The 24,921-nt window shown below is 60.7% G+C and carries 23 protein-coding genes; 10 read left to right on the forward strand and 13 right to left on the reverse strand.

The window, feature by feature from the left end; translation table 11 throughout:
* Positions 1 to 37: 37 nt before the first annotated feature.
* The 6 genes from VQ065_RS06965 to VQ065_RS06990 all read right to left on the reverse strand — a co-directional run bounded on the left by VQ065_RS06965 (position 38) and on the right by VQ065_RS06990 (position 6,020).
* Positions 38 to 1,432, reverse strand: coding sequence for an amidase (locus VQ065_RS06965; RefSeq protein ID WP_003085396.1), 1,395 nt, complete (start codon positions 1,430 to 1,432; stop codon positions 38 to 40).
* A gap of 126 nt (positions 1,433 to 1,558) precedes the next feature.
* Complete coding sequence (locus VQ065_RS06970; RefSeq protein ID WP_003085401.1) at positions 1,559 to 2,179, reverse strand: CatB-related O-acetyltransferase; 621 nt, start codon at positions 2,177 to 2,179, stop codon at positions 1,559 to 1,561.
* Between the two features lie 33 nt (positions 2,180 to 2,212).
* The gene (gene migA / locus VQ065_RS06975; RefSeq protein ID WP_003085404.1) at positions 2,213 to 3,115 is read right to left on the reverse strand and encodes an alpha-1,6-rhamnosyltransferase; all 903 of its coding nucleotides are present in this window, start codon (positions 3,113 to 3,115) and stop codon (positions 2,213 to 2,215) included.
* A 254-nt stretch (positions 3,116 to 3,369) separates the two neighbouring features.
* Positions 3,370 to 4,008: a type B chloramphenicol O-acetyltransferase gene (gene catB, locus VQ065_RS06980; protein WP_003085410.1), complete on the reverse strand. Its 639-nt coding sequence runs from the start codon at positions 4,006 to 4,008 to the stop codon at positions 3,370 to 3,372.
* 92 nt (positions 4,009 to 4,100) lie between these two features.
* Positions 4,101 to 4,880, reverse strand: a complete 780-nt coding sequence (toxR, locus tag VQ065_RS06985) for a toxA transcriptional regulator ToxR (RefSeq protein WP_003120800.1) — start codon at positions 4,878 to 4,880, stop codon at positions 4,101 to 4,103.
* Between the two features lie 285 nt (positions 4,881 to 5,165).
* Positions 5,166 to 6,020 carry a LysR family transcriptional regulator gene (locus tag VQ065_RS06990; protein WP_014603585.1) on the reverse strand — a complete coding sequence of 285 codons (855 nt, stop codon included), beginning with the start codon at positions 6,018 to 6,020 and terminating at the stop codon, positions 5,166 to 5,168.
* 115 nt (positions 6,021 to 6,135) lie between these two features.
* Here VQ065_RS06990 and VQ065_RS06995 point away from each other — a divergent pair, with 115 nt between their 5' ends.
* Together VQ065_RS06995 and gloA are read left to right on the forward strand one after the other, a co-directional pair.
* A complete protein-coding gene (locus VQ065_RS06995) occupies positions 6,136 to 6,432 on the forward strand; it encodes a putative quinol monooxygenase (protein ID WP_003085421.1) in 297 nt (98 codons plus the stop codon).
* A 44-nt stretch (positions 6,433 to 6,476) separates the two neighbouring features.
* The gene (gene gloA / locus VQ065_RS07000) at positions 6,477 to 6,872 is read left to right on the forward strand and encodes a lactoylglutathione lyase (RefSeq protein ID WP_003085424.1); all 396 of its coding nucleotides are present in this window, start codon (positions 6,477 to 6,479) and stop codon (positions 6,870 to 6,872) included.
* A 43-nt stretch (positions 6,873 to 6,915) separates the two neighbouring features.
* Here gloA and VQ065_RS07005 read toward each other — a convergent pair whose 3' ends face one another.
* Both VQ065_RS07005 and VQ065_RS07010 read right to left on the reverse strand, forming a co-directional pair.
* On the reverse strand, positions 6,916 to 7,422 hold the full coding sequence (locus tag VQ065_RS07005) for a GNAT family N-acetyltransferase (RefSeq protein WP_003085428.1): 507 nt from the start codon (positions 7,420 to 7,422) through the stop codon (positions 6,916 to 6,918).
* A 59-nt stretch (positions 7,423 to 7,481) separates the two neighbouring features.
* Positions 7,482 to 7,739: a YjhX family toxin gene (locus VQ065_RS07010; protein ID WP_003085431.1), complete on the reverse strand. Its 258-nt coding sequence runs from the start codon at positions 7,737 to 7,739 to the stop codon at positions 7,482 to 7,484.
* Between the two features lie 339 nt (positions 7,740 to 8,078).
* Here VQ065_RS07010 and VQ065_RS07015 point away from each other — a divergent pair, with 339 nt between their 5' ends.
* Together VQ065_RS07015 and VQ065_RS07020 are read left to right on the forward strand one after the other, a co-directional pair.
* Positions 8,079 to 8,372 (forward strand): DUF2845 domain-containing protein, encoded by a 294-nt coding sequence (locus tag VQ065_RS07015; protein ID WP_003085435.1) that lies wholly within the window; start codon positions 8,079 to 8,081, stop codon positions 8,370 to 8,372.
* Between the two features lie 231 nt (positions 8,373 to 8,603).
* Positions 8,604 to 9,080 carry a hypothetical protein gene (locus tag VQ065_RS07020; protein WP_003085438.1) on the forward strand — a complete coding sequence of 159 codons (477 nt, stop codon included), beginning with the start codon at positions 8,604 to 8,606 and terminating at the stop codon, positions 9,078 to 9,080.
* Positions 9,081 to 9,381: 301 nt separating this feature from the next.
* On the opposite strand, the gene VQ065_RS07025 is transcribed toward VQ065_RS07020, so the two are convergent.
* Positions 9,382 to 10,023, reverse strand: a complete 642-nt coding sequence (locus tag VQ065_RS07025; RefSeq protein WP_003158902.1) for a substrate-binding domain-containing protein — start codon at positions 10,021 to 10,023, stop codon at positions 9,382 to 9,384.
* 121 nt (positions 10,024 to 10,144) lie between these two features.
* Between VQ065_RS07025 and VQ065_RS07030 the strand changes: the two genes are divergently transcribed.
* A complete protein-coding gene (locus VQ065_RS07030; protein WP_003158903.1) occupies positions 10,145 to 10,450 on the forward strand; it encodes a helix-turn-helix domain-containing protein in 306 nt (101 codons plus the stop codon).
* Positions 10,451 to 10,548: 98 nt separating this feature from the next.
* On the opposite strand, the gene VQ065_RS07035 is transcribed toward VQ065_RS07030, so the two are convergent.
* The 4 genes from VQ065_RS07035 to VQ065_RS07050 form a co-directional block, all read right to left on the reverse strand.
* Positions 10,549 to 12,897, reverse strand: a complete 2,349-nt coding sequence (locus VQ065_RS07035; protein WP_176031468.1) for a S8 family peptidase — start codon at positions 12,895 to 12,897, stop codon at positions 10,549 to 10,551.
* Between the two features lie 139 nt (positions 12,898 to 13,036).
* Positions 13,037 to 14,068: an AAA family ATPase gene (locus VQ065_RS07040; protein ID WP_003158906.1), complete on the reverse strand. Its 1,032-nt coding sequence runs from the start codon at positions 14,066 to 14,068 to the stop codon at positions 13,037 to 13,039.
* On the reverse strand, positions 14,061 to 14,378 hold the full coding sequence (locus VQ065_RS07045; protein ID WP_023464296.1) for a helix-turn-helix domain-containing protein: 318 nt from the start codon (positions 14,376 to 14,378) through the stop codon (positions 14,061 to 14,063). Before VQ065_RS07045 ends, VQ065_RS07040 begins: the two co-directional genes overlap by 8 nt.
* A 134-nt stretch (positions 14,379 to 14,512) precedes the next feature.
* Complete coding sequence (locus tag VQ065_RS07050; protein ID WP_003158908.1) at positions 14,513 to 15,403, reverse strand: LysR family transcriptional regulator; 891 nt, start codon at positions 15,401 to 15,403, stop codon at positions 14,513 to 14,515.
* Positions 15,404 to 15,682: 279 nt separating this feature from the next.
* On the opposite strand from VQ065_RS07050, the gene VQ065_RS07055 reads away from it, so the two are divergent.
* The 5 genes from VQ065_RS07055 to VQ065_RS07075 are packed head-to-tail and all read left to right on the forward strand — an operon-like array spanning position 15,683 to position 24,917.
* Positions 15,683 to 16,591, forward strand: coding sequence for a WYL domain-containing protein (locus VQ065_RS07055; protein WP_003158909.1), 909 nt, complete (start codon positions 15,683 to 15,685; stop codon positions 16,589 to 16,591).
* Between the two features lie 12 nt (positions 16,592 to 16,603).
* On the forward strand, positions 16,604 to 19,825 hold the full coding sequence (locus tag VQ065_RS07060) for a helicase-related protein (RefSeq protein ID WP_003160812.1): 3,222 nt from the start codon (positions 16,604 to 16,606) through the stop codon (positions 19,823 to 19,825).
* On the forward strand, positions 19,822 to 20,628 hold the full coding sequence (locus VQ065_RS07065; RefSeq protein WP_003158911.1) for a DUF4391 domain-containing protein: 807 nt from the start codon (positions 19,822 to 19,824) through the stop codon (positions 20,626 to 20,628). The genes VQ065_RS07060 and VQ065_RS07065 overlap by 4 nt, the downstream gene beginning before the upstream one ends.
* Before the next feature lie 9 nt (positions 20,629 to 20,637).
* Positions 20,638 to 22,761, forward strand: a complete 2,124-nt coding sequence (locus VQ065_RS07070; protein WP_003158912.1) for a GmrSD restriction endonuclease domain-containing protein — start codon at positions 20,638 to 20,640, stop codon at positions 22,759 to 22,761.
* On the forward strand, positions 22,761 to 24,917 hold the full coding sequence (locus tag VQ065_RS07075; protein ID WP_003158913.1) for a site-specific DNA-methyltransferase: 2,157 nt from the start codon (positions 22,761 to 22,763) through the stop codon (positions 24,915 to 24,917). Before VQ065_RS07070 ends, VQ065_RS07075 begins: the two co-directional genes overlap by 1 nt.
* Positions 24,918 to 24,921 lie beyond the last annotated feature (4 nt).

A 24,921-nucleotide genomic window follows, 5' to 3' on the forward strand; every position in this document is an offset into this window, starting at 1 on the left:
CTCAGGCCTGGAGCCGAGCGACGAGCGGCTGCCGGCTTCAGTCAGCCGGCGGCCGTGGCCAGCCGTGGATCGGACCGCGCCAGCCTTCGTAGGTCTTGCCGATGCGCAACAGCCAGGTATCGGCGAAGCGCGGCGCGACCAGTTGCAGGCCGATCGGCATGCCGGCGGCCGTGAAGCCGCAGTTTATCGAGAGCGCGGGCTGTTCGCCCATATTCCACGGCACGGTGAAGACGATGTGCTCGAACGGCCGCTGCGGATCGTTCAGCGGCGAGGCCCAGTCGGCGGGGAAGGCCTCGACCTGGTTGGTCGGCGTCAGCAGCAGGTCGATCTCGCCGAACAGCCGGGCGGCGCGCCGGCGCATCTCGAAGGTCTGGTTGAAACCGCGCACCGCATCGACCCCGCTGACCCGTGCGCCGCCCTCGGCCCAGGCGTGGACATAGGGCAGCACCCTGGCCCGCCGCGTCTCGTCGAGGAGCAGCAGTTCGCTCCACAGGCGGGCGCGCCAGAAGTCGTTCAGGCCGTCGAGCAGGCTCCGGTCCATCAGCGGTTCGACGATCCTGAGCTGGGCGCCGTGCTCCTCGAACAGCCGCGCCGCGGCCTCGATCGCGGCGCGGATTTCCGCGTCGGGCTGCAGGCCGCAGCCGGGGTCGAGTTGCAGGCCGACCCTCAGGCCGCGCACCGACAGCGGCTCGGCGCTCCAGTCCAGCACTTCCGGCGGCAGGCTGGTGGCGTCGCGGGCGTCGGGCTGCGCGAGGTAGCGCATCAGCAGCAGGCAGTCGTCCATGCAGCGGGTCATCGGACCGGCGCAGCGACCGGTGTAGTAAGGGTCGATGGGGATCCGCCCGAGGCTTGGCTTGAAGCCCACCAGGCCGCACCAGCCCGCCGGCAGTCGCACCGAGCCGCCGATGTCGGTGCCCAGGTGCAGCGGTCCGTAGCCGGCGGCGGCCGCCGCTGCCGCGCCCGAACTGGAGCCGCCGGTATTGTTGGCCAGGTTCCAGGGATTGCGGGTGACTCCGTGGAAGCTGGAGAGGCCGGATGAGAGCATGCCGAAGTCCGGAACCGTAGTCTTGGCCAGGACTATCGCGCCGGCTTCGCGCAGCCGAGCGGCCGGCGGCGCGTCGCAGGTCGCGGGTTGCAGGGCGGTGGCGGCGCTGCCCAATGGGATAGGTTCGCCAGCGGTCGCGATCAGCTCCTTGATGGTTACCGGCAGCCCGTCCAGTGGGCCTTTGGGCTGTCCCTTGCGCCAACGCTCGGTGGCCGCCGCGGCCTGTTCGCGAATCCGTTGCGGGTCGAAGCGATACAGCGCGTTGAGATGCGGTTCCCAGCGCTGGATGTGGGCCAGCAGATGCTCGTAGTACTCGCTGGGCGAGAGTTCCCGGCGGGCGAACAGTGCCAGCAGGCGGGTTCCCGGAAGGTCGTGCAGCGCGGTCATTCAAGCTCCCTCGAAGAACGGCCGCGGGCGTCAAGCGGCCGGCCTACCCGTTGTCGGGCGGCGATTCGAAACCAAGGTGTATCGGGGAGGTATAGCCCATGACCGGCGATCGTTCCCGCCGGGGAATCAGCCCTTGCGTTGCTCGATGTAGCGCAGGAAGGCTGTCATGTCGGTACTGCACAGGGTCCGGGCGACCTGCTTCACCTCGTCCACCGGCCAGTCCCACCAGGACGAAGCCAGCAGGGCTTCGCGGATGTCTTCCTCGAAGCGCCAGCGGATCTGCCGGGCCGGGTTGCCGCCGACGATGGCGAATGGCGGCACGTCGCGGGTCACCACCGCGCCGGCGGCGACTACCGCACCATGCCCGATGGTGACCCCGGAGAGGATCAGCGCGTTCGTGCAGATCCAACAGTCGCTACCGATGACCACGTCGCCGCGGGTCGTGGTGCTGTCAGGGATGTCGGCGACCTCATCGATCATCTTCGGGAAGGGGTAGGTGGTGAGCCAGTCGGTATGGTGCTCGCCGCCGAGGAGGATCTTCACGCCGGCAGCGATCGAGGTGTAGGCGCCGATCCTTAGGGTGGCCTTGTCGCCGAACTCGGTGACCTCCGGGATCCCGTAGGTGCCCACGCCGACCTCGTAATGTGGGTAGGCAAGACGGATCTTCTCCGGGGCCTTGAAGATCTTTTCCCAGCCACGGAAGTACTTCCGCTCTTTGCGTTTTTTCAGTTTTTCCAGGAATTTCATCGAATTACCTTGCCACCTTGGAGTCCGCGGGGCTCAGGTGGTCTCGTGATGGAGAAGGAAGCGCTTCAACCGGCGGAAGGTGGTGCGGTTCCACTGCCGCAGCGGCAGCGAGCGGAGCAGTTGCCAGGCATGCCGCTTGTCCGCGACCACGGCGTATTTCAGGGCCTTGTTGACCAGTTCCGTGCGGCCGCGCTCGTAGGCGGGATGCGACTGGTAGGGCTCGATGGTGCGCAGGTCGGCATCGAGCAGCACCTTGTAGCGCCGCGACAGGTTGTCGGGGTGGCGCCGGTAGCGAGTGACCAGCACCGGCAGCTTGTGGATCTGGTAGCCCTGGCTGGCGATGCGCAGGGTCATCTGGAAGTCCTGCACCTTGATCTCGGGATCGTAGAAGCCGGCTGCGCGCAGGGCCTCCATGCGGTACAGGGACACCGGGGCGCCGCAAACGTAGGCGTTGCCGAGCAGGTAGTCGAAGTCCAGCTGGCGGATGCGATTGCCGTTCTGCCGCTTGGTTTCCTGGCCTTCGCTGTCGATGTAGATCACCAGGGCGCCGACGCAGCCGACTTCCGAGTGCTGGTCGAGGTACGCGGCGCGCACGCTCAACGAGTGTGGCAGCATGATGTCGTCCAGGTCCGGCGTGGCTACGTAGTCGCCGCGGGCGTGTCGCAGGCCGAAGTTCAGCGCTGCGCTGACGCCCTGGTTCTGCTGGCGGTAGAGCTGGAAACCGTGGACTTTCTGCAACTGCTCCAGCATGGCGTAGCTGTTGTCGGTGGAACCGTCGTCGACGATGATCACTTCGAAATTCGGGTAGTCCTGCTCGTAGATGCTGCGCAGGGCTTCTTCCAGGTACTTTTCCGCGTTGAAGCAGGGCGCTACGACGGATACCAGCGGGGCGTCCGTCGTGCCTGAGTGCTTGCTGGAAGTGGCTTCTTCAATCATGTGTCGTTCTTGTCACTCGTCTTGCCCGGTAGCCGTTCCAGGAGGCCGCCGGTCATGAAGTCCTGCGATCGTTCCGGCAATCGTTGCTCGGCACGGGCTGGCGGAAACACAGCGTTTCGTTCCGCCGGTACGGTCGCTGGAGTGGCTCTGGCACGCATGCCTGGATGGCCAGGCATCGCGACAGTACACCGTTGGAAGCATAGAGGGTAGGCCATCGGGCCCGAGAAAAATCCTCGACCTCCTTCGTCCAACCGTCAGGCCGAGGCCTGGCGCTGTTTCCAGTGCTGGTACAAGGCGGGGATATCCCCAGTACACAGCAGTGGCATGGCTGCCTCGATATCGGCCAGTGGCCAGTCCCACCAGGCCATTTCCAGCAGGTTCTGGATATCGCCATCGGAAAAGCGCTTACGAATGGTCCGGGCCGGGTTACCGCCGACGATGGCATAGGGCTCGACATCGCCGGTCACCAGCGCGCGGCTGCCGATGATGGCTCCGTGGCCGACCCGTACGCCGGGCATGAACATCGCCTCGGTACCGATCCAGACGTCATGGCCGATCAGCGTGTCGCCCGCTGGCTGATAGCCGTTCACGGCGCCGGCGAAGGCAGGCTCTTCGTGCATGAAGTGGAAGGGGAAGGTCGATGCCCATTCGGCGCGGTGTCCCTGGTTGCCGGCCATGATGAAGGCGGCGCCACTGCCGATCGAACAGAAACTGCCGATGACCAGCTTGTCCACGTCGTCGCGGTCCGGCATCAGGTAGCGGGCGCAGTCGTCGAAGGAATGCCCGTGATAGTAGCCGGAGTAGTAGCTGTAGCGCCCCACCCGAATGTTTGGGTTGCTGACCTGTTCCGAGAGCAGCTTGCCCCTGAAGGGGCTCTCGAAATAGTTGCCCATGACCGTCGTCCCTGTCCGTCGAAACCGCCAAGGGTAGCGCCTGGCGGGATAGCGGGCCAGCCTGGCGTGACGGCTGGCAGCCGCATCGGCGTTCAGCAGGCCGGACTGCTGAACGGCCAGGCCTGGAAAGGCTCCGAATAGTGCCTGCCGTGACGGAAGGCGAAGGGGAGTGCGTTGGCTTGTTGGTGCAGTTCCTCATTGTCGACGTTGAGGCAAAGCATCTGGATGTCCTGTGCCACCAGCAGCCGGTTCAGGTACTCGATGCTCTTGCGCTGGCGCAGGTTACGCGTCAGCGGGCCGGGGGCAAGCAGGCGCGCGTCCAGGCCCAGGTAATCGCAGAGGCCGGCGTCGACCTCGGCGAAGCACTGGCGAGCGTCGGTATCGATGCGTTGCGGGTGCAGCGCGATGCGCACGCCGCTGTCGCGTAGCCGGGCGAGGGACGCCAGGTACTCCGCCGAGGCGGGTTCCTGCTCGTCGATGGCCAGCAGCAGGCAGAGTTCGACCTGGTGCTGCTGCAATTGCCTGGCCGAGGCCAGGATCCGCTCGCAGACCCCGGCGTTGCCCAGGCTGCTGGCATGCAGGGGAATGAAGTTCTTGCCGAGCAGTTCGAGGTCGGTGTTGTGCCGGTGCACGCACAGGAGGCGCGCCAGCAGGTGCTTGACCGCCGCCTCAGCAAGCAGCGGCGGTGCGCCGGAAAGGAAGGCCGACAGGTCGACGCGCTGGCGCCGTTCGCGCAGGGAGAGCTTGCTGCCGACCAACGCGCCGTTCCTCGCATAGATGCCATGGGCGAAGAGCTCGAATCCGTCGTTCGCATCACGGTTGCCGAGGCAGAGCCATTTCAATGGCGGGGGCGTTCTGTCTGTCGCAGTCATAAGTGATGGCTCTATGGGCAAATCTCGCCAAGGCGCCCGGGCATGGAGCCCGCACGCAGGGTTGAGGGGTATCTAGCGGAGACGACCCTACCTCCCACGAATCAAGGTCTTTCGTCGGAAAACCCAGGGGGCAGGTAGGGGATCGGCTCGGCAATCGGCCGCCGAGGGTACTTCCGGTGTCGCCGCCAGGCCTGGTTGGTGGCGGCTTTTTCTCTGGTCTGTGCAGTGGTTCCGCTGTTACCGATTTTTCCGAGTGCGTTTGTGTTGCGGCATCGTTCGTTGGCGTCAGTCGGCGCCGATGCTGTCGATGAAGCCCTGGATCAGCGGCGAGGCTTGCTGTTTGCGCCAGACGAAATGGATATCGCTGGAGTCCAGGCCGGCTACCGGTTCGGCATGGAAACCCCGTCGCGTGGAGGGCATGCGTGCAACGAAGCTCTCCGGCACGCAGGCGAAGCCGAGACCGGCCTCGATGCAGGCGAAGAGGCTCGGGTAGGACTCGATTTCCAGGGTCGCACGCGGCTGGATACCGCTCTCCGCCAGCCAGCGGTCGACCTGGCGGCGGTAGTGGCAAGTGTGGCCGAACACATAGAGTTCGAGGCCGGCGAGGTCCTCGGGAGTGGGCGCCGGCAGGTCGGCGGGAGTGACCCGCAACAGGCGCTCGCGGAAGGCCAGGCGGCTGGCCAGCAACGGGTGTTCGATGGGGCCGTCGGTGACGATCAGGTCCAGCTCTCCTTCCATCAGCAGACGCTCGAGCAGCAGCGAATGCTCCGGGCGGATGTGCAGTTCAACGCCCGGCGACTCGCGGCGGTAGCGGGCCAGGCGCTGGGGCAGGTGATTGGCCAGGGCCACGTCCAGCGCGCCGACCCGTAGCGCGCCGTGCGCCTGGTCGCCGGCGAACAGCGCGGCGGTCTCGTCGGCCAGCGCCAGCAGGCGCCGGGCGTGGCGGTACAACAGGCGGCCCTCGGGGGTGACCAGCAGGCGGTTCCTTTCGCGATTGAACAGGGCTACGCCGAGTTGTCCTTCGAGTTCGCGCAAGCGGGTAGTGATGTTCGACGGCACGCAATGCAACTGTTCGGCCGCGGCTGCGATGGTGCCGCGTTCGACCACCGCGCAGAAGAATCCGAGTTGGGAGAGTTTCACATCATTCTCTTTAAGTGAGTGCTTTGCTGATTATTGATTACTTTTAATGAGTGGAAGGCCACCCTAGCATGGACCTCGCGATCGCTTCCAACCCCATTTCACGAGGAAAGATTCCATGACCTACCACGTACTGGTTCAGTTCGACGTTCCCTCCGACAAGCGCGAAGCGTTCGCCGCGGCAGGCCTGTTCGATGCCAATGGCTCGTTGCAGAACGAGCCGGGCACCCTGCGCTTCGAGGTGATCCGCGACGAGAACAACCGCAACCGCTTCTACCTCGACGAGGTGTACGAAGACGAGGCGGCGTTCCTCCAGCATTGCCGCAACGAAACCATCGCGCGCTTCTATGAACTGATCGACAGCTATGCCTTCGGTCCGCTTTTCCTGTTCAAGGGCTACCGCGTCGAGGGTTGATTCCCGCTCCGGCGGCTCGCCGCCGGACTCCACGGAGAATTTCCATGCGAATCCTGCACAGCATGCTCCGCGTGGCCGATCTTGAGGCCGCGCTGGAGTTCTACACCCGCGCCCTGGACATGCGTCTGCTACGGCGCCGGGACTATCCCGAAGGCCGCTTCACCCTGGCCTTCGTCGGCTACCAGGACGAGCGCGCGGCCGCTGCCCTGGAGTTGACCCACAACTGGGACCGGGACAGCTACAGCCAGGGCGACGGCTACGGCCACCTGGCCATCGAGGTCGAGGATGCCGCCGTCACCTGCGCCCGGGCCAGGGCGCTGGGCTATCGGGTCACCCGCGAGGCCGGGCCGATGCAGCACGGACGCAGCGTGATCGCCTTCCTCGAAGACCCGGACGGCTACAAGGTGGAACTGATCCAGAAGGGCACCCAGTTCGATTGAGCCCGCGACCAGCGGGCGACATAGCGGCTGCTGTCGTTCCGGCTCAGCCGCTGGCGTCGAATGCGGCGTGGAAGGCCACTATTCCTCGCGCCATGCGCCCGCTGAAGGACTGTGCCTGGAAGTATTCGGCGGGAACGCCGAGCAACGCCAGGCCGCTTTCCACCCGAAAGCCGAAGCGCGAGTAGTAGGTCGGTTCGCCCAGTACCACGCAGCCGCCCGCGGGCAGCATGCGCAGCTCGGCGAGCAGGCGCCGGACCAACTGCGAACCGAGGCCCTGGTGCTGCCGCTCGGGCGCCACCGATAGCGGCGCGAGGCCGTACCAGTCGCCCGCTTCGCCATCGATGGTCACTGGTGAGGCAGCGATATGGCCGATCACCTGGCCGTTCGCTTCGGCCACCAGCGAAAACGTCAGCGCGCCGGCACGGCGCAGGGCGTCGATGATGTACTGCTCGGTATGGCTGCTGTGCGTTTCGTTGCGGAACGCGGCTTCGGTCAGGCGAGCGATGGCGTCGATGTCGCCGGGCGTTTCCGCACGGATGGAAATATTCATGCAAGCACTCCTCGGAACCCCCGCCTTGTCCCGGCGAGGGCAATGGAAAAGAAAGGGGGTCAGCGATTGTCCGCCTGCGGGCGCACGGCTTTCAGCCCGGCCATAGATATCCGGTAGGGCCTGCCCTGGCGGGAGTGGACCAGGCCCTTGTTCTTCAGCCTGGAGAACACCGCCAGGGTGCAGTCGAGCAGCAGGTGGCCGTCGCGGTTGTAGCACTCGACGCGGGTGATCTTGCCCGAAGCGTCGCGAAGGAAGGCGATATGGCCGCCCTGGGCCAAGGCGTGAAGCGTCCGTTGTTCCGGCTTGGAAACGTTCATGTCGGTAGAACCTGTAATCATCGGTGTGACAACGCGGCCGCACTGCGCGAAAAGGCGCGTGCGAGCCATGGCGAAGGCAGATAACCGGCGACACCTCGTGCGGGATGACGAAGTGGCGGTTATCGGATGACTACTATCTCCAACATGCAAGCCTCGGATCGGGGAGGGCGCAGCCACGAAAGCGTGCTGCGATGCGGCAGTCTAACGAAGCTGGCGAAGCGACGGCAAGGAACTGCCTGCGTCGCCATGCCGCTGTGCGACGCTTGCGCCTTTGTGAGGGAGTTCGCCTCGCCCCGCGGCGGTCCGCGCTTTCATTATCGGGGGAGGCGGGAGGTATCCATGTTTCGCACGGCGCTGACGCTGTTCATGTCTTCGTTGGCAATTCCTGCCCTCGCCTCGATGAGATGCGGCACGCATCTGGTGGACGAGGGCGACAGCGTCGAGCAAGTCCTGGAAAGGTGCGGGCAACCGCTGAGCAGGATCGTCAACGAGCCTGCCCTGCGCAACAACGGCGTGCCCAAGTTGAATGCCGCACGCACCGAATTCTGGGTGTATGGCCCCAGTGGAGGCGTCTACCGACACTTGCGCTTCATCGATGGCAAGCTGGTCGAGATTCGGCTCGAGCGGAAGTGATACGAGGCTGTTGAGGAGTTATTCCTACAGATAATTACTAATTCGCTGCGGAACACCGTGAAAGAGCGCTGAGCGAGAAGACGAGCCGGGTGCGGGCCCAGGTGGATGCGTCTTCCGTCGTGTAGGAATTGCCCGATATCGGGCGGCGGGGCGGAAGGTTGCGGGCCACCCCGATCGCATACCTGAAAAGTTGGCGGCGTAATCTCCGCGATTTTCAGGCGAGGGCGCGTCATGTTGAAGTTATTGGTCGTGGTTGCTTCCCTGTTCATCGGCGGAGGCATGGCCATGGAAGAACCCCGGGGGGCGGATGGGTTTTCCGCTGTCGCAGCGGTCGATCCGGGAGCGAACCCCGAAGCGCAACTGGACGAGGAGCCTCAGGAGGTCAGCGAAGCGCCGGCCTATCGCGTGGATGACCTCACCTTCCTGTACCTCACCCATGAGGTCTATCTGGAACCCTACGTTTCCTGCCGTCCGAAAGTCCTGGGCGAACGTTCGTACGTCGCATGCTGGAACGAAACCTATTCCGGCCGCTCACCGCTGAACTTCTGGGAATACGACGGGGGTGACTTCCTCGCCCTCAACGACCCGGCACGTGTGTTGGCCGAGGGAAAGTTCGCCAGCGAGCAGCACATCGGCGAAGCGCCCCTGCCGCTGCCTCTGGATATCGATCTGGACCAGTTGGAGCGGGCCTACTCGCTGATGATGTAAGGAAGAGGAACCTTCCGGCTGCGCCTCCGCCGAAATCCATGGGGCGCTTCCGATCTTTCCCGGGCTTTACGCGGTAAAGCCTGAAAACAGAAAGCCCCTGGCACTGGTTGGTGTCAGGGGCCTTTGCATTGGGATCTGGAGCGGGCGAAGGGAATCACCCAAGGCAGCCAACCCATTGATTAATAAAGATTTTTTCTGGTTATTAAAACCAGAAGTGGCCTCTGAATGTACCACATCACCCCTCTTGGCGAAAGGCATAAATCCACCGCCTTCTGCTGGCAGCTACCGACAGCCACTGCGATCAGGAAGGGAGCGCTTTTGCGATCTGCAGTGCCCTGCGCTCGAACCGTTCGGAAACAGGGTTCGCTTGCCCCTGGGGCCTATGCAGGTGCGCCACGATTTCGTAGGGGCCGTCGTCCAGTGGTCGCATGCTGACTCCCCATCCAGGGGCGTGCTTGATACGCGATTGTGCGGATACCCCGACACCGTAGCCGGCAGAAACCCATAGCGCCATCATCTCGAAGGAAGTCACGTACTGAAGGTTCTGCGGGTCAGCAGGCAGACGCGCGAGCAGCCGACGATCCAGCGAAGAACAGGTCTCAGCCTCCCAGCGAAAGATCGGATAGTTCTGGAGGTCGGCGATGGTGAGCGATGCCTGCTCAAGCAAGGGAAGCCTCAGCGGTATCGCAACGGCCATGTGCTCAATCCACAAGGGCTGGGTTTCCAGGGCCGGATCGCTCGCTCCTTGAAGCGACATTCCCACGTCGTAGCGGCCTTCACGAAGCCCATCAAGCAGCTCGTCACCTGCCACTTCAAAGAACGTGATGCTGACCTCGGGTTCTTCCGCTCGTTGCAGCGCGAGCAGCGCCGAGAGCTGAGATGACGATACGCCTGGCGCAATCGCAAGCCTGAGGTGGGCGGGTTGGCTGGTGATGTTGTCCACGGAGAACCTACAGAAGCGACGAAGCAGGTCAAGGGCAAACCAGCATCATAGTAAAGAGAGAAGTTTAACGTCTATATGTTTAACGTGGTTAATTTAAGAGGATTGTTTGACGCTTCTGTTGATGCAGAAGCTTACTATTCAGCCAGGTCGTCCACCTGGCACACCCACATATGAATCCGAACCAGCATTAGCTTTCGGGCGGGCCGTGCGTGCCGCTCGCGTCGCGCAGGGGGTCGCTCAAGACGATTTTGCGTATCAGGCGGGAATATCGCGTTCGCACATGGGCAAGATCGAACGCGGGGAGCATGTGCCGACGCTGCCTTTGATACTGAAAATCGCTGCCGCACTCGGGATAAGCGCCAGCGAATTGATGGCCGCGACTGAAAAGAACCTCAGCGCGGGCAGTGAGCCGCAAGATTCGGCATAGCGGTCGTAAGTGTCTTTTCGGATATTGGCAGCGCAAGCTGTCGCAGCCAACGGCGCCGGGCGGGTGCTTAGCCCGACAGCGGAACACTGGAATGCCTCTTACGTATCGACAACCACAACATTAGCCACAGGGATTTTCTGGGAAATAGCAGCGTAAAGATCAACGTCCGTCTGCTGGGTCTGAATGGATACCACCAAGCTATATCGCGCCGGCAGGCCATAACGTTCCAGCGCAGGCCGTGTCCGCCACCACCCAGCCGAAGGATACACAGCAATGAAGCCACGGCTGGCCAAGTCAGCCGCCGTACCTTTCCAGACATCCTGATGCAGCGAACCACGATGCCGCTGCCGTTCGCCCAACAGCCAATTGGGATCTGAGGGGTTCACAGGGTCACCCTCATCCTCGCGCTGCGCTGCCGCATTCACCCGTGCGACAAAATGCTCGGTGGATGCATCCAGCGGACGCTGCACATCGAATCGCAGGCGATGCGAAGGGTAGTGATACTTCGAGGCCACACCACGTGCCGAAGGATTGGGTTCGATGAAGTAGGAGAGCGTGACACGCATCTCGACGGGCGTGTCCTGCAATGCCTCCAACTCATCCTTCGGCCAAGGCAAGGAATGCAAATTCATGTCGCGCGTCACGACCTTGCCTGAAACCTTCGCGTAAGGCTGTACCACGTCCTCAACCAGCAAGGTCAGCGAGTCTCCCGCGCTCCATAGTGCCCGGTTCAAATCCGGGACTCCCCAGCCGCAATGGCGAATCAAGTGAACGTAATCGTCCTTGTTCGGCACCACGGGCAGGAACATCCCGCGCATGGCCTCGCTCCATTGCGCAGAATGCACCAGCAACGCACGCACGGTTTCCGGCCGGAGGTGCGGATAGGCCGCCATGATCTGAGCCACCATTCCCGCACACAATGCCGACGCGGCACTGGTGGCGTTGCTGGTGGTGAACAGGCGATCCAGCGGCTGGTTGTGGGTCGTCAGCAAGTTCAGGCTGGCCATACCGACCGCACCCAGTTCATCCTTGGCCGTATTGCCTCCTTCCAGCACAACCTCGGGCTTCAACGGCCATGCCCGATCCCACGTTCTGGTTGTCGTCGTGAAGGGGCTGAGGCCGCCGGCTTCGGCGACGGGGCTCAAGGAAGGATGACCTTCCGTGTCGATCTTGTCAGTACAAGCACCCACCGTGATTGCGTTCCATGCCTGGCCGGGGTCATGCACGAGATTGGTGGAAAGGCTATCGGGATATCCAGCCCACGCATTGGGGTCGCGCGTGTTGCCGGCGGACAGCACGAACAGGCGCGGACTTTCACCAGCCCCATCGGTATCCGCAGCAAGGCCATCGACAGCAGCAGACCACGAGGAAGGACGGCCACGGTCACGGTAGTCCGAAGCCGTCACCGCCGAAGCAAACACGCGCGACCGATTCGGCGCAGAGATTTCAGGCCGCGCGACGCCTTCCGTGAAAAGATAAGCGTGGTGGCGCGCATCACCTTCATTCGCACCTTCCGCCGGTATCAGCTTCACCGACTCCAGTCGATGAGGGACATTGATTGAATCAGCAGAGGCCAGAGCATCCGTGAGATCGCCATAGGCAGCCAAGCCCGCCAGGCCGGTGCCATGATCAGCCTCATCATCCACGCCCCAGGCCGGCTCCACGGTATGCAAATCGCTCGCATCCATCAAAGGCGCCAAGAGCGGATGCGCACGAGTCACTCCGGAATCCAACAGGCAGACGCGGGGAGCCGTATCGTCCGACGGCTGCAACCGGGCACGACGCAGCAAGTCGTCCGCCCACGCCTGCTGCTCGCGTACGCCCATGCCATCGAAGAACTCAGCAGTCTCCTTGGCATAGCGAAGTTCAGCCACACAGTTCAGCGTCATCACCGACCGCGAGAACTGCTGCTGCGATCCATACATCAACAGCACCGTGCGTTCGGGGAAATTGACCTGCTTGTCACTGACGACACATTCCGCCAATCGAGCAAGTTTCTTGAAGTCCTCTACAACGATTTGCCGCTGTCCCGCCCCTCGAACCGGAAGCCAGACCTCCCACCAGAAGGCGGTCGCGAGATCGTCAGGCAGCAATTCGGGGGCGTCAGTCCACAGAGCCCTGATTTCTGCTGCCCGGATGGATTCGATGGCATCGATCAGCTTGCGGTGATCTCGCGCCTTGCCGTTACGATCCTTTTTCTCTTCGAGGTAGTCGGAAATGTATTTCTCGAAATGCGCCAGCTTTCCATCAGGGACAAAGACATTGGCGAAGGTCCGGTTGCCCTCGTGACGAACACTGAGAAGCTCAATCCTCTTGCGAGCATCCGCCAAGCTCTCGAACGCCAGCTCAACATCCGGTTGACTGGAAAACTGGATTTGCAAGCCAAGGCCACTTTCCAGTTGCAGTTCCCCTTGAACTCGCACCGCCTCTGCCACAGCAGGCTTCAAGATCTCGATTTGTGCTCGGAGGGACGCACTCTGTTGCGGCCGAGGCAAGGCCGGTACGTTTTGCGTTGGGCCACCGCCCGGAGAATGTGCGGTAAACCCGACGGTCTTTGATGTATTTCGAAGAATGAAGTGTGGGCGTTTAGCTTGTGGCTGATCCGGCATGGTTCGGTACGGCCTTCTTGTGATTCATTCTGAAGCTTAATTTGCGGCGCTCATCGAGAGCGCGTGTCAGCATATCCACCTTCACACACGCCTCGTCGTGCATCACCGCTTCCTTGATGGACTCATCCACTGCACGTTTAATCTCTGCGTAGCTCAAACCCTCCGCTCTGCTTGTAAGCGCCTTGAGTGGAAAAGGTTTGGGCGCGAACTTCCCAAGCCGCGACTGGATCAGCCTGGCGGCTTGCGGCGCACCTGGAAACCGATACTCGATCACATCATCAAACCGGCGGAAAAGTGCGTAGTCAAGGATCTCCACATGGTTCGTCGCTGCGACGATCAGGCTATGGGATTGATCGCTTTCAATCATTTGCAGAAAGCTGTTCAGTACCCGCCGAATCTCACCCACGTCATTGGCCAGCCCTCTTTGCGAGCCGATGGCATCGAACTCATCAAAGAAGTAAACACCCCGCACATCATTGATGGCATCGAATATTTGACGCAGCTTGGCGGCGGTCTCTCCCATGAACTTGGTAATCAGGGCATCCAGCCGAACAGAAAACAGCGGGATACCCAGTTCACCGGCCAGCACAGAGGCCGTCATCGTTTTGCCGGTGCCAGGCGGGCCGACCAGCAACAATTTACGTCTCGGCGACAGGCCATGCTCGCGGATACGCGAATGGTGCTTCTGTTCCTTCATGATGCGGCCAAGCTGTTCGGCCATCTCCGCATCGAGCACCATGTCCGACAGTCGATTCTTTGGGTAGGACACCGTCAGCAAGTTCGCCAGTTCACCGCGTGGACGGGCCAATGGCACCAGTTTGCCCTCGGTGCCATGCGATGAGACACGGGCTTTCGCCGCGTCGATCATGTCGCGCAGTTCTTCGGCAAGCTTGCCATGCCCCACCTTGGCTTCACGAGCCGCGACCTGCATGGCGACGGAATAGAAGTGCTGGTCATCCCGCTCGATATGGGATTTCACCAACGCCTTGAGTTGTTCGGCATTAGCCATAGTGGCCTCCCACCTGCGCTGTCATGTTGGCCGATGCTCCCAGTGATGCCAGCGCAGACTGCATTAACTGATCGGCGACGTGCTCGTCTATCGCACCCAGTTCGCTTTGGTCGGCAGCCAGAACGAACAGCAGGCCGACAGGCACATGCAATGCCTCGGCAATTCTTGTAACCGTCGAAAGTGTCGGGTCGCGCTTATTGTTCTCAAGCATCGACAAGTACGACACGGAGCAATTGGCTCGGTTCGCAATGGTGCTTTGAGAGACGCCCCGTTGCGTTCGGCACAGTCGAATGGCTTGTCCAACATTCATGGCGCTTGCTTTCTCACGGGTTGCGACGAGCGTAAGTACCCTGGAATTTTACCACCAGTGAACATTATTGACGAGACTTCTCCTCCGGATACCGCACTGGCAGGCTTCAGGCAGCCAGTCCTGGCCGCTGCGGATCAATCGTCCGAGTGCGCGCGCAGGCGCGCGATGAATCGTTCCACCGACACCGGCGAGTCCTCGCCGGCGGGCCGTAGCAAGTAGGTCGTGATGACTGCGGAATCCATGGCCAGAGGGCGGATCACCACGTCGGGGCGCAGGCTCGCCGCGATCCTGGTTTCGGTGATGAAGCCTACCCCGTAGCCGGCACCGACCAGGGTGAGCATCATGTCCAATGACGACACGTGCTCGGCGACGTCGGGTGGACGCTCCAAAGGCCGCAGCAGCCGCGCCAGTTCACGATGGTAGCCTTCGCATGCCTGCGGGTCACATAAGACCAGTGGGTAGATCGCAAGCTGATGCAGCGGAACAGCCTTGTGTGAAAGTAAAGGATGCCGGGCGGGCACGGCTACCACCAGCGGATCGTGCCAGAGTGGCTCGGTAACGATGTCGTCGCCGACTTCCGCCGTGTGCGCAAACCCGATCGAGAAGTCACCTGAGCGCAAACCACGCAACTGATCGGCCAACGGCACTTCGGACAGGCGAATCTCGATCTCCGGCTCTTCCTCGCGGCAGCGGGCCAGGAGGGCCGACAGCCTGGGATCGATTGCACCGTCGGATACGGCAATGCGAAGGCTTCCGCTCAGGCCCGCAGCGACCGCCTGTACGTTCTCCTGAGCCTGTTTGAGGACGGCGAACACTCTGCGCACATCTTGCAGGAACGTTGCTCCCGCCTCGGTCAGTACCGTGCCTCGGCGGTTGCGCTCGAAGAGCACCACACCCAGATCATCCTCAAGCTCTTTGATGGCGCGGGACAAGGGTGGCTGTTCGATATGCAGGCGCTCTGCGGCCCGTGTGAAGTGCAGCTCTTCTGCGAGAGCCACAAAGCAGCGAAGGTGTCGCAGTTCCATGGGTCGTGCTCCTGTTCCGTATCAGCGATCTATTCGCACCAGCTCTCGTCCGCAGTGACCTGCTGGATGCACGTCCAGTCCACGTCACTCCTGGCGCGCTGCGCTGGACTGAAGCGCCTGCCAGTCCACGCCGGATCACTCATTTGCGCCTCAAAAATGGTTATCATAATACAGCTAACTAGTGAATCAACTTAGATTTATAGACGTCTTTCCACACAGACCATATACTTTCTGCAGAAATTTACACGAGCATTCGCTAACCCGAACGAGCCAGTCAGGATGCCCCACCAACAGCTTGCCGATCTCACCCAGCCACAGCGTGACCGCCTCGCGTTCGTGGAATTGCGTCTGCGCTTCATTGGGGAGATGCGCCGCCAGGACTTGGTCGCGCGTTTTGGTATCCAGTCCGCTGCCGCGTCCAGGGATCTGGCGCTGTACAAGGACTTGGCTCCGGGCAATATCGACTACGACGGCAAAGGCAAGTTCTACGTCCTGGGTTCGAGCTTCCAGCCGATCTTCGATTTCCCACCCGAGCGGGTGTTGTCGTGGCTGACCCAGGGGTTTGGCGACGGTGAACCGATGCACATCAAGGCGTGGGTGGCCAGCGAGAGCCCGTCCCGGCTCACTCACCCTGACCTGGCAATCTTGGCGAGCGTCACTCGGGCCATTCATTACGAGTGCCCGCTCGGCATCGAGTACCACTCCATCTCAAGCGGTCGCACGGAGCGCGAGATCGTTCCGTTTGCGCTGATCGACAACGGTCTGCGCTGGCACGTTCGCGCGTTCGACCGCAAATCCCAGGATTTCCGGGATTTCGTCATCACCCGGATCAGACGCCCTGTCGTGCTCAAGGGCCAGCCAGTGGCGGCTCACGAGATGAGCGATCAGGACATTCAGTGGACACGGATCGTCGAGCTGGAACTGGTTCCCCATCCGGACCAGCCCCGGCCAGAGATCACCGAAATGGACTACGGCATGCAGGGCGGCGTGCTGCGGATGAAGCTGCGTGCAGCCACGGCCGGGTACATCCTGCGCAAATGGAGTGTCGATTGTTCCCCCGACCATAGCCTGCGCGGCCCCGAGTACCGGCTTTGGTTGAAAGACCACCTTGCCATCTACGGTGTGCGCAATGCTGTGCTGGCGCCGGGATATGCATCGCCAAGTACAGAGGCGTCGATAGACGACTGAACGGGAACGACCATGAAGCTGATCCACAACACCGGTTCGCAGCGCGTCATCGATTTGATCCGCCCTCATCTCAAGCGTGGCAATCAGCTCGGTTGCGTGACGCCTTCGTTCTCTCTTTACGCCTTCGCTGAAGTCCGAGAGGCTCTGTCCACCCTGGAACGGGTCCAATTGATTGTGCCTCCCGACGATGCGGTGCTTGAACTCCTTGGTTCGGAAGGTGACCGTGCCGCGCGCAATCGTCTGCAGGCACGCTGGTTGGCCAATCAGTGCGCGAAGTGGATCAGTGAGAAGGTTGATCTGCGGCGGGCATCAAGATCAGTGCCTCAAGGTGCAGCAGTCATGCGCAGGCTCGATGGAACGCCTGAACAAGTGGTGCTGGGGTCGTTCGCCTTCAGCACATCAGGCCTTGGCCTGACGCCAGGCAACCCATTGAGCTTGATTCAGGCATCGGAATCTGCTGACGAGGCCGCGCAGCTTGCCCAATGGTTCGATCACCAGTGGGCAAATCTGCAAAGCGTTTCTGCCACCGATTCGGAGGACAAGAGCAAAGGGCGTGATGCCGTTCTCGAAGCGCTGCGAGCCCTTGGTGAGCACCGCGACCCGTTCACCATCTACACATTGATGTTGCATCACCTGTTTCGTGACAGTGGCGACGAGATGGATGAAGAGCGCATCGTCAAGTCCGCCACCGGCATTCGCAATACCGTGGTGTGGAAGAAGCTCTTCAAGTTCCAGCGCGACGGCGTGGTGGGCGCGATCGACAAACTCAACCGCTTTGGCGGCTGCATCATTGCCGACAGTGTCGGCTTAGGCAAAACCTTCGAAGCCCTGGCCATCATCAAGTACCACGAACTGCGCAACGACCGCGTGCTGGTGCTGGCGCCCAAGCGCCTGCGCGATAACTGGACGCTTTACAAGGCCAACGACAAGCGCAACGTCCTTGCAGGCGACCGTTTCAACTACGACGTCCTCAACCACACCGACCTGTCACGCGATGGCGGCACATCCGGCGATATCGATCTGTCGCATGTGAATTGGGGCAACTACGACCTGGTGGTGATCGACGAATCGCACAACTTCCGCAACAAGGCCACCCACAAAGGCAAGGAGTCGCGCTACGACCGCCTGATGCGGCGGATCATCCGCGAAGGCGTCAAGACCCGCGTGCTGATGCTCTCGGCCACACCGGTCAACAACCGCCTGGCCGACCTGCGCAACCAGATTGCCTTTGCCACCGAAGGCGATGACACCGCCCTGATGGAGCACGGCATCGCCAGCATCGAGGCCACGACCCGCAAGGCGCAGGCGCAGTTCAACCGCTGGCTGGCGCTGGACGAAGCTGAAAAAACACCGACCCGGCTGGTGGAGATGCTGGGTTTCGACTACTTCACCTTGCTGGACCATCTCACCATCGCCCGCTCTCGGCGGCACGTGGAGAAATACTACGGCACCAGCGAGACAGGCCGCTTCCCGGATCGCCTGCCACCGATCAACATCAAGGCCGACGTTGACCTTGCGGGCGAGTTCCGCGCCATCCGCGACATCAATCAGGAAATCCGCCGACTCACCTTGGCCAGTTATGCGCCGCTGCGCTATGTCCTGCCCCACAAACAGGAAGCCTACGACGCCAAGTACAGCACGCAGATTCGCGGCGGAGAAAGCTTCTTCCGCCAAGCGGACCGCGAAGAAAGCCTGATTCATCTCCTGCGTGTGAACGTGCTCAAACGCATGGAAAGCGCCGTTTCTTCCTTCACCCTGACACTGCAAAGGCAGCTCAAGGACGTGGAGGCCACGCTGGGCCGCATTGAGTCGCATGCCGATGCACTGGAGGAAATCGACATTGCCGACGTCGATATCGACGACCCCGCGTTCGAGTCCTTGTTGGTCGGGCGCAAAGTCAAGGTGCTGCTGGATGACGTGGATCTGATCCGCTGGAAGCAGGATCTGCTGGAAGACCGCAACCGCCTGGCAACCCTGCTGGCGGCTGCCAAACAAATCGATGCCGCCCGCGACGCCAAGCTGACCGCACTGCGCGACTTGATCCAACGCAAGTGCCACGATCCGATCAACCCCGGCAACCGCAAGATCATCGTGTTCACTGCTTTTTCCGATACGGCGCACTATCTCTATGCGCAGCTCGCTCCCTGGGCCAAAAGCACGTTGGGTGTCGATGCTGCGCTGGTCACCGGGAGCGCCGGCATACAGACCACCTTGCCCGGTCTGCGCAAAGGCATGAGCGATGTGCTGTCGGCATTTGCGCCGCGCGCCAAGGAGCGCCCGGCCGAACTGGCCGCTGAAGGCGAGATTGACTTGTTGATCGCCACCGACTGCATTTCCGAAGGGCAGAACCTGCAAGACTGCGACTGGCTGATCAACTACGACATCCACTGGAACCCGGTGCGCATCATCCAGCGCTTCGGACGCATCGACCGCATCGGCTCGCCCAACCAGCGCATCCAGCTCGTGAACTTCTGGCCCAACATGGAGTTGGAGGAATACATCAACCTGGAACAGCGCGTCAGCGGTCGCATGGTGCTGCTCGATGTCTCGGCCACAGGGGAAGAAAACCTGATCGAGCAACAATCCGGCAACGCCATGAACGATCTGGAATACCGGCGCAAGCAGTTGCTCAAATTGCAGGACACCGTCATCGACATGGAAGACCTGTCCACCGGCGTGTCGATCACCGACCTCACCCTGACCGACTTCCGCATCGATCTGGCGCAATATCTGAAGGCGCACCCCGGCAAGCTCGACACCCAGCCCCTTGGAGCCTATGCGGTGACCACGACACTGGATGCCGATATTCCCCCCGGCGTGATCTTCTGCTTGCAAGCCTGCGGCCCGGCAGCAAAGCCCGCCGCATCGTCCGACTACCCGCTCGCGCCGCACTACCTGGTGCATGTCGGCGATGACGGAACCGTATTGCTGCCTTACCCCCAGGCCAAACGCATCCTGGACCGCCTCAAGCGCCTTTCGCTGGGGCGCGAACGACCTGATGAAAGTGCCTGCGCGCGGTTCGACAAGGCCACCAAAGGGGGCGAAGACATGCGCCATGCCCAGAAGCTGCTCGCGGCGGCAGTGGCATCCGTCGCCGGCAAGCACGAGGAACGGGCCGTGGCCAGTCTATTCACGCCCGGCGGCACGCACGCCATGAAAGGCGAATTCGCCGGCAGCGGTGATTTTGAGGTGGTGGCATTCCTGGTGGTGCTGCCGGAAAGGGAGGCAGCATGACGGTCATCGACGCGCACGCCGTTATCCAGGCATTGGGCCTGCCCGACAGTTGCCGGGTAGAGCAGCGCGTCCCCAAGAAACTGCTGTTGGAGAATGGTGTGCCTACGGCGTCCGACAAACGCTTGATCACCGATGCCATTGAAGAAATCCAGTGGTTCGCCGCGCTCAAGCCCAACACCATCGGCGTGCCTGACTACCGGGACGCGCAGCGCGAGTACCTTGAGATCGCAGTGCTGGTTGTGACCTTGCGGGGTACCGTCAAACCCGCCAGTTGCTCGCGGCTGGCTGAACTGGTGCACCGTGCGGTGCCTTATCCGGTGCTGTTGCTGTTGGTTGAAGGACAAACGGTGGCCTTGTCCCTGGCCCACAAGCGCTGGGCGCAGAACGAGGCCAGCAAAGTGGTGCTCGACGGCAGCCTTACGTTGGCCTTGCTATCCCACGCAACCGCCAATGCCACGGCGACCGATGCCGCAGCACGCTCCGAAGCCGAGCATGCCTTCGTGCAATCCCTGTCGATTGCACACCAGCCCCAGACCTCGTTGCACGCCCTCTATCAAGGCTGGATGGATTGCGTGCAGGCCCTGCAGGCTGCGCGGCGGACAGGAAACTACCGAACCACGGCAACGCCGGAGCAGGCGGCGGCGCGTCGGCAGGCGCTGGCCGATTGCGAGCGGCTTGAAGGCGAGATCAGCCGCCTGCGGGCACAAGGCGCGAAGGAAAAGCAGATGGCACGCCAAGTCGAAATCAATCTCCAATTAAAAGCACTGTTGGCCGAGCGTCAGCAGATCGCTCAATATCTCTGAGGAATAGAAGTGAAGGCCACAGAAACCAACCTGCTCAAGTTCTTGAAGAAATCTCCGCAGTTCGTCATTCCCATCTATCAGCGCAATTACTCCTGGACGGAAGCCCAGTGCCAACAGCTGTGGTCAGATTTGCTGAGGTCGGGTCGTGACGAGCAGATTAATGGCCATTTCATCGGTTCCATCGTTTATGTGGAGCGTGGTCTGTCCACCGTCACCACCCAGGAAGCACTGCTGGTCATCGACGGACAACAACGTCTTACCACGTGCACCTTGTTGATTGCAGCACTGGCCAAGCACTTTGAAGCCAATCAGCTGCCTGAATTGCTGGACAGTTTCTCCGCGCGAAAGCTGCACAATTACTACCTGCTCAATCCTGAAGAGGACGGCGAGCGCCACTACAAACTCATTCTGTCGGAAACTGATAAGAAGACGTTGTTGGCCATCATCAAATCCGCACCGATGCCTGCGGAGATCAGTACCCGCATAGAGCAGAACTACACGCTCTTTCAGGCGCTGATAAACAAGCATCAGGACGAGCTCAAAGCCATCTGCCAAGGGTTGGCCAAATTGCTCATCGTCGAGGTGTCGCTCGATCGCACTCAGGACAATCCTCAGCTCATCTTCGAGAGCATGAATTCCACCGGCCTTGAGCTCAGCCAGGCCGATCTGATTCGCAACTACATCCTGATGGGATTGGAGCCAAAGCTCCAGACTGAGCTTTACCAGAGTTACTGGCGGCCGATGGAAAAATCGTTCGGCCAGAAGGCCTACGTGACGCACTTCGATCCCTTTATGCGTCACTATCTCACTGCCAAAACAGGTGAGATTCCCAACGTGCGCGAAGTGTATGCTGCCTTCAAGGCTTTCGCTCGCGCCAGCCAGCTTGATACCACTGCGCTTGTTGCTGATATCCACGCCTATGCCAGCTACTACTGCGCCATGGCGCTTGGTGCGGAAACGGAGTCGAAACTAAAAGAAGCTTTTCACGATCTGCGTGAGCTGAAGGTAGACGTAGCCTATCCCTTCCTGCTTGATGTCTATCACGACTACAAGCAAGCACGGTTGGCTGCGGACGAATTGGTGAGCATCGTTCGCTTGGTTGAAAGCTACGTGTTTCGCCGCGCCATCTGCGCCATTCCCACCAACTCGCTGAACAAGACCTTCCCAGGCCTGAGCCGGACACTGAAAAAAGACCGTTATCTGGAGAGTGTGCGGGCGGCGTTCCTGTTGTTGCCGTCCTATCGCCGCTTCCCAGGCGATGAGGAGTTCCAGCGCGAGCTCAAACAACGCGACCTGTACAACTTCCGCAGCCGTAGCTATTGGTTGCGTCGTCTCGAAAACCATGGACGCAAGGAACGCATCGTGGTTGAGGACTACACCATCGAGCACATCCTGCCGCAGAACGAAGTACTTTCATCAGCGTGGCAGGCGGAACTCGGCCCCGATTGGCAACAGACTCAGCAGAAGTATCTGCATACCTTGGGCAATCTCACCTTGACGGGATACAACAGCGAGTACAGCGACTATCCATTCGCCTACAAGCGCGATCAGGTCATCAATGCCGATGGCAAGAAAATCGGCTTCAAATACAGCGCCCTCAACATCAACGAAGGATTGGGTGAGGTAGAAAAGTGGGATGAAAGTGCCATCAAAACACGTGCCGAGCGCCTTGCTAGAGAAGCCGCCAAAGTATGGGCTGCACCGCAGCTGGATAGCAGCGTCCTTGATGCCTATCGCCCTTCAGCAACCAACGCAGGGCAACACTACGGCATCGACGATCATCCGCACCTGACCAGCGGCACCATTCGCACACTGTTTGATGCCTTGCGCAAAGAAATTTTGGAGTTGGACCCGTGCATCTACGAGGAATACCTCAAGCTCTATGTCGCCTATAAGGCAGAGACAAATTTCGTGGATGTTGTCCCTCAGGCCAGACGCTTGCGCCTGTCGCTGAATATGCCATTCAGCGAGATCGATGACCCCAAAGGGCTGTGCACCGATGTCACCAACCTTGGCCGCTGGGGCAATGGCGATGTAGAAGTCGGCTTGTCCAGCCTGGATGAGCTTCCCTACGTCATGGGCCTGATTCGCCAGTCTTTTGATCGCCAGATGGGCGACCTGCAGGATGCCTGATGCCAAAGAATACCGAGTTTGAGGAGAGTCTCACCATGACCATTAAAAAAATCGATACCACCAGCCCAGAAGCCCAATCCGCCGATCTGGTGGCGGGAAATATCGAACAGCTCAAAGCGCTGTTCCCGGAGCTGATCACCGAGGGCGCGGGCGGCGTGGCCGTGAATGTGGACGTACTCAAGGCGCTGGTGGGCGATGCCACCGTCACCGATGCCGACGAGAAATACGGCCTCAACTGGCATGGCAAGCGCCGCGCCCGGCAATTGGCGCTCACGCCCAGCACGGGCACCCTGCGCCCCTGCCCGGAAGACAGCGTGGACTGGGATACCACCCAGAACCTGATGATCGAGGGCGACAACCTTGAAGTGCTCAAGCTGCTGCAAAAAAGCTATGCCAGCAAGGTCAAGCTGATCTATATCGACCCGCCGTACAACACCGGCAAGGATTTTGTGTATCCGGACAATTTTCAGGACAACATCAAGAACTATCTGGAGCTGACCGGGCAGATCGAGGGTGGAGAGAAGATTAGCAGCAATACCGAGGCCAGCGGGCGCTTTCATACCGACTGGTTGAACATGATGTATCCAAGGTTGAAGCTGGCGAGGAATTTACTGCGAGAGGATGGGGTAATCCTGCTCAGTATCGACGAGCATGAGATCACGAACCTGCGCTCCGTGATGGATGAAGCCTTCGGTGAAGAAAATTTTCTATCCTGCCTTACATGGGAAAAAGGCAGAAAAAATGATGCCAAGTTTTTTTCCAATGGACATGAGTACGTTCTTGTCTACGCAAAATCGCAGAGCTACCTTCGAGAGCAGAAAACGCTGTGGCGTGAAGAAAAGCCGGGTGCCCGAGATATCTGGAATAAATACCTCGAACTGCGCGTTCAGCATGGAATCCAAGACAACCTGATCGAAGAGGGGCTGCAAGCTTGGTATTCCGACTTGCCCAAAGCACACCCCGCTAAAAAGTGGAGCCGCTACAAGCGAGTGGATCAAAACGGGCCGTGGCGGGATCGTGACATCTCCTGGCCGGGCGGTGGTGGGCCGCGCTATGACGTCCTTCATCCCGTTACAAATCAACCGTGCGTTGTGCCGGAGGCCGGTTGGAGATACTCATCTTCCGATGAAATGCAACGCCAGATAAAACTTGGGCTTGTTGAGTTTCGCCAAGACCACACGGAGCCGCCCTTCCGAAAGGCACATATCCGCCCGATTCCTCAGGAGCTTGATTCGGACAGTTCGACTGATGTTGATGCGCCTGAGGAACCAGCCGATATCGAGGATGAAGAAGAATTCGCAACTCAGGTTAGGGGTAGCTACTTCTACAAGCAATCCCAGGTTTCGGTGAAATATCTCCGGACCCTATTGGGGAAGAAAGTCTTCAACAATCCAAAGGATCTGGACGAGATTGCGAAACTGATCCGCTACACCACGTCTGATGACCCTCACGCCGTTGTGCTGGATTTTTTTGCGGGCAGCGGCACGACGGGCGAGGCGACGATGCAGTTGAACAGTCAGGATAACGGGAGCAGACGTTACATTCTTGTCCAACTTCCAGAGTCGCTTGACGCAAGCGACAAGCAGCAAAAGATTGCTGCAAAGTACTGTGGAGACCTTGGACGGCCGCTGAATATCGCTGAGCTCACTAAAGAACGCCTACGCCGTTCCGGAACCAAGATCAAAGCCGATAACCTCGACTGGCAGGGCGACACCGGCTTCCGCGTATTCAAGCTCGACACCTCTAATATCCGAGCCTGGAATCCCAAACCACACGATCTGGAAGCCACACTGTTCGACCATCAGGATCACCTGCTCGAAGGCCGCAGCGAGGCCGATGTGTTGTACGAACTGCTGCTCAAGCTCGGCCTTGATCTTTGCGTACCCATCGAAAAGCGCGGCATTGAAGGGCTAGATGTACATGCCGTAGGCGGCGGCGTGCTGTTGGCTTGCCTGGCCGAAAAAATCACCCGTGAGCAGGTGGAGCCACTGGCCCAAGGCATCATCGCCTGGCACAAGGAGCTGGCACCCGCTGGCCCTGCTGGAAAAGAAAGCACCTGCGTGTTCCGCGACAGCGCCTTTGCCGACGACGTTGCCAAAACCAACCTCGCCGCGATTCTGGAGCAGCACGGCATCCAGAACGTGCGTAGCTTGTAAGGGA

Origin of the sequence: Pseudomonas sp. KBN10P06128 (genome assembly GCF_037574945.1) — a bacterium.
GTDB classification, from domain to species: domain Bacteria; phylum Pseudomonadota; class Gammaproteobacteria; order Pseudomonadales; family Pseudomonadaceae; genus Pseudomonas; species Pseudomonas aeruginosa.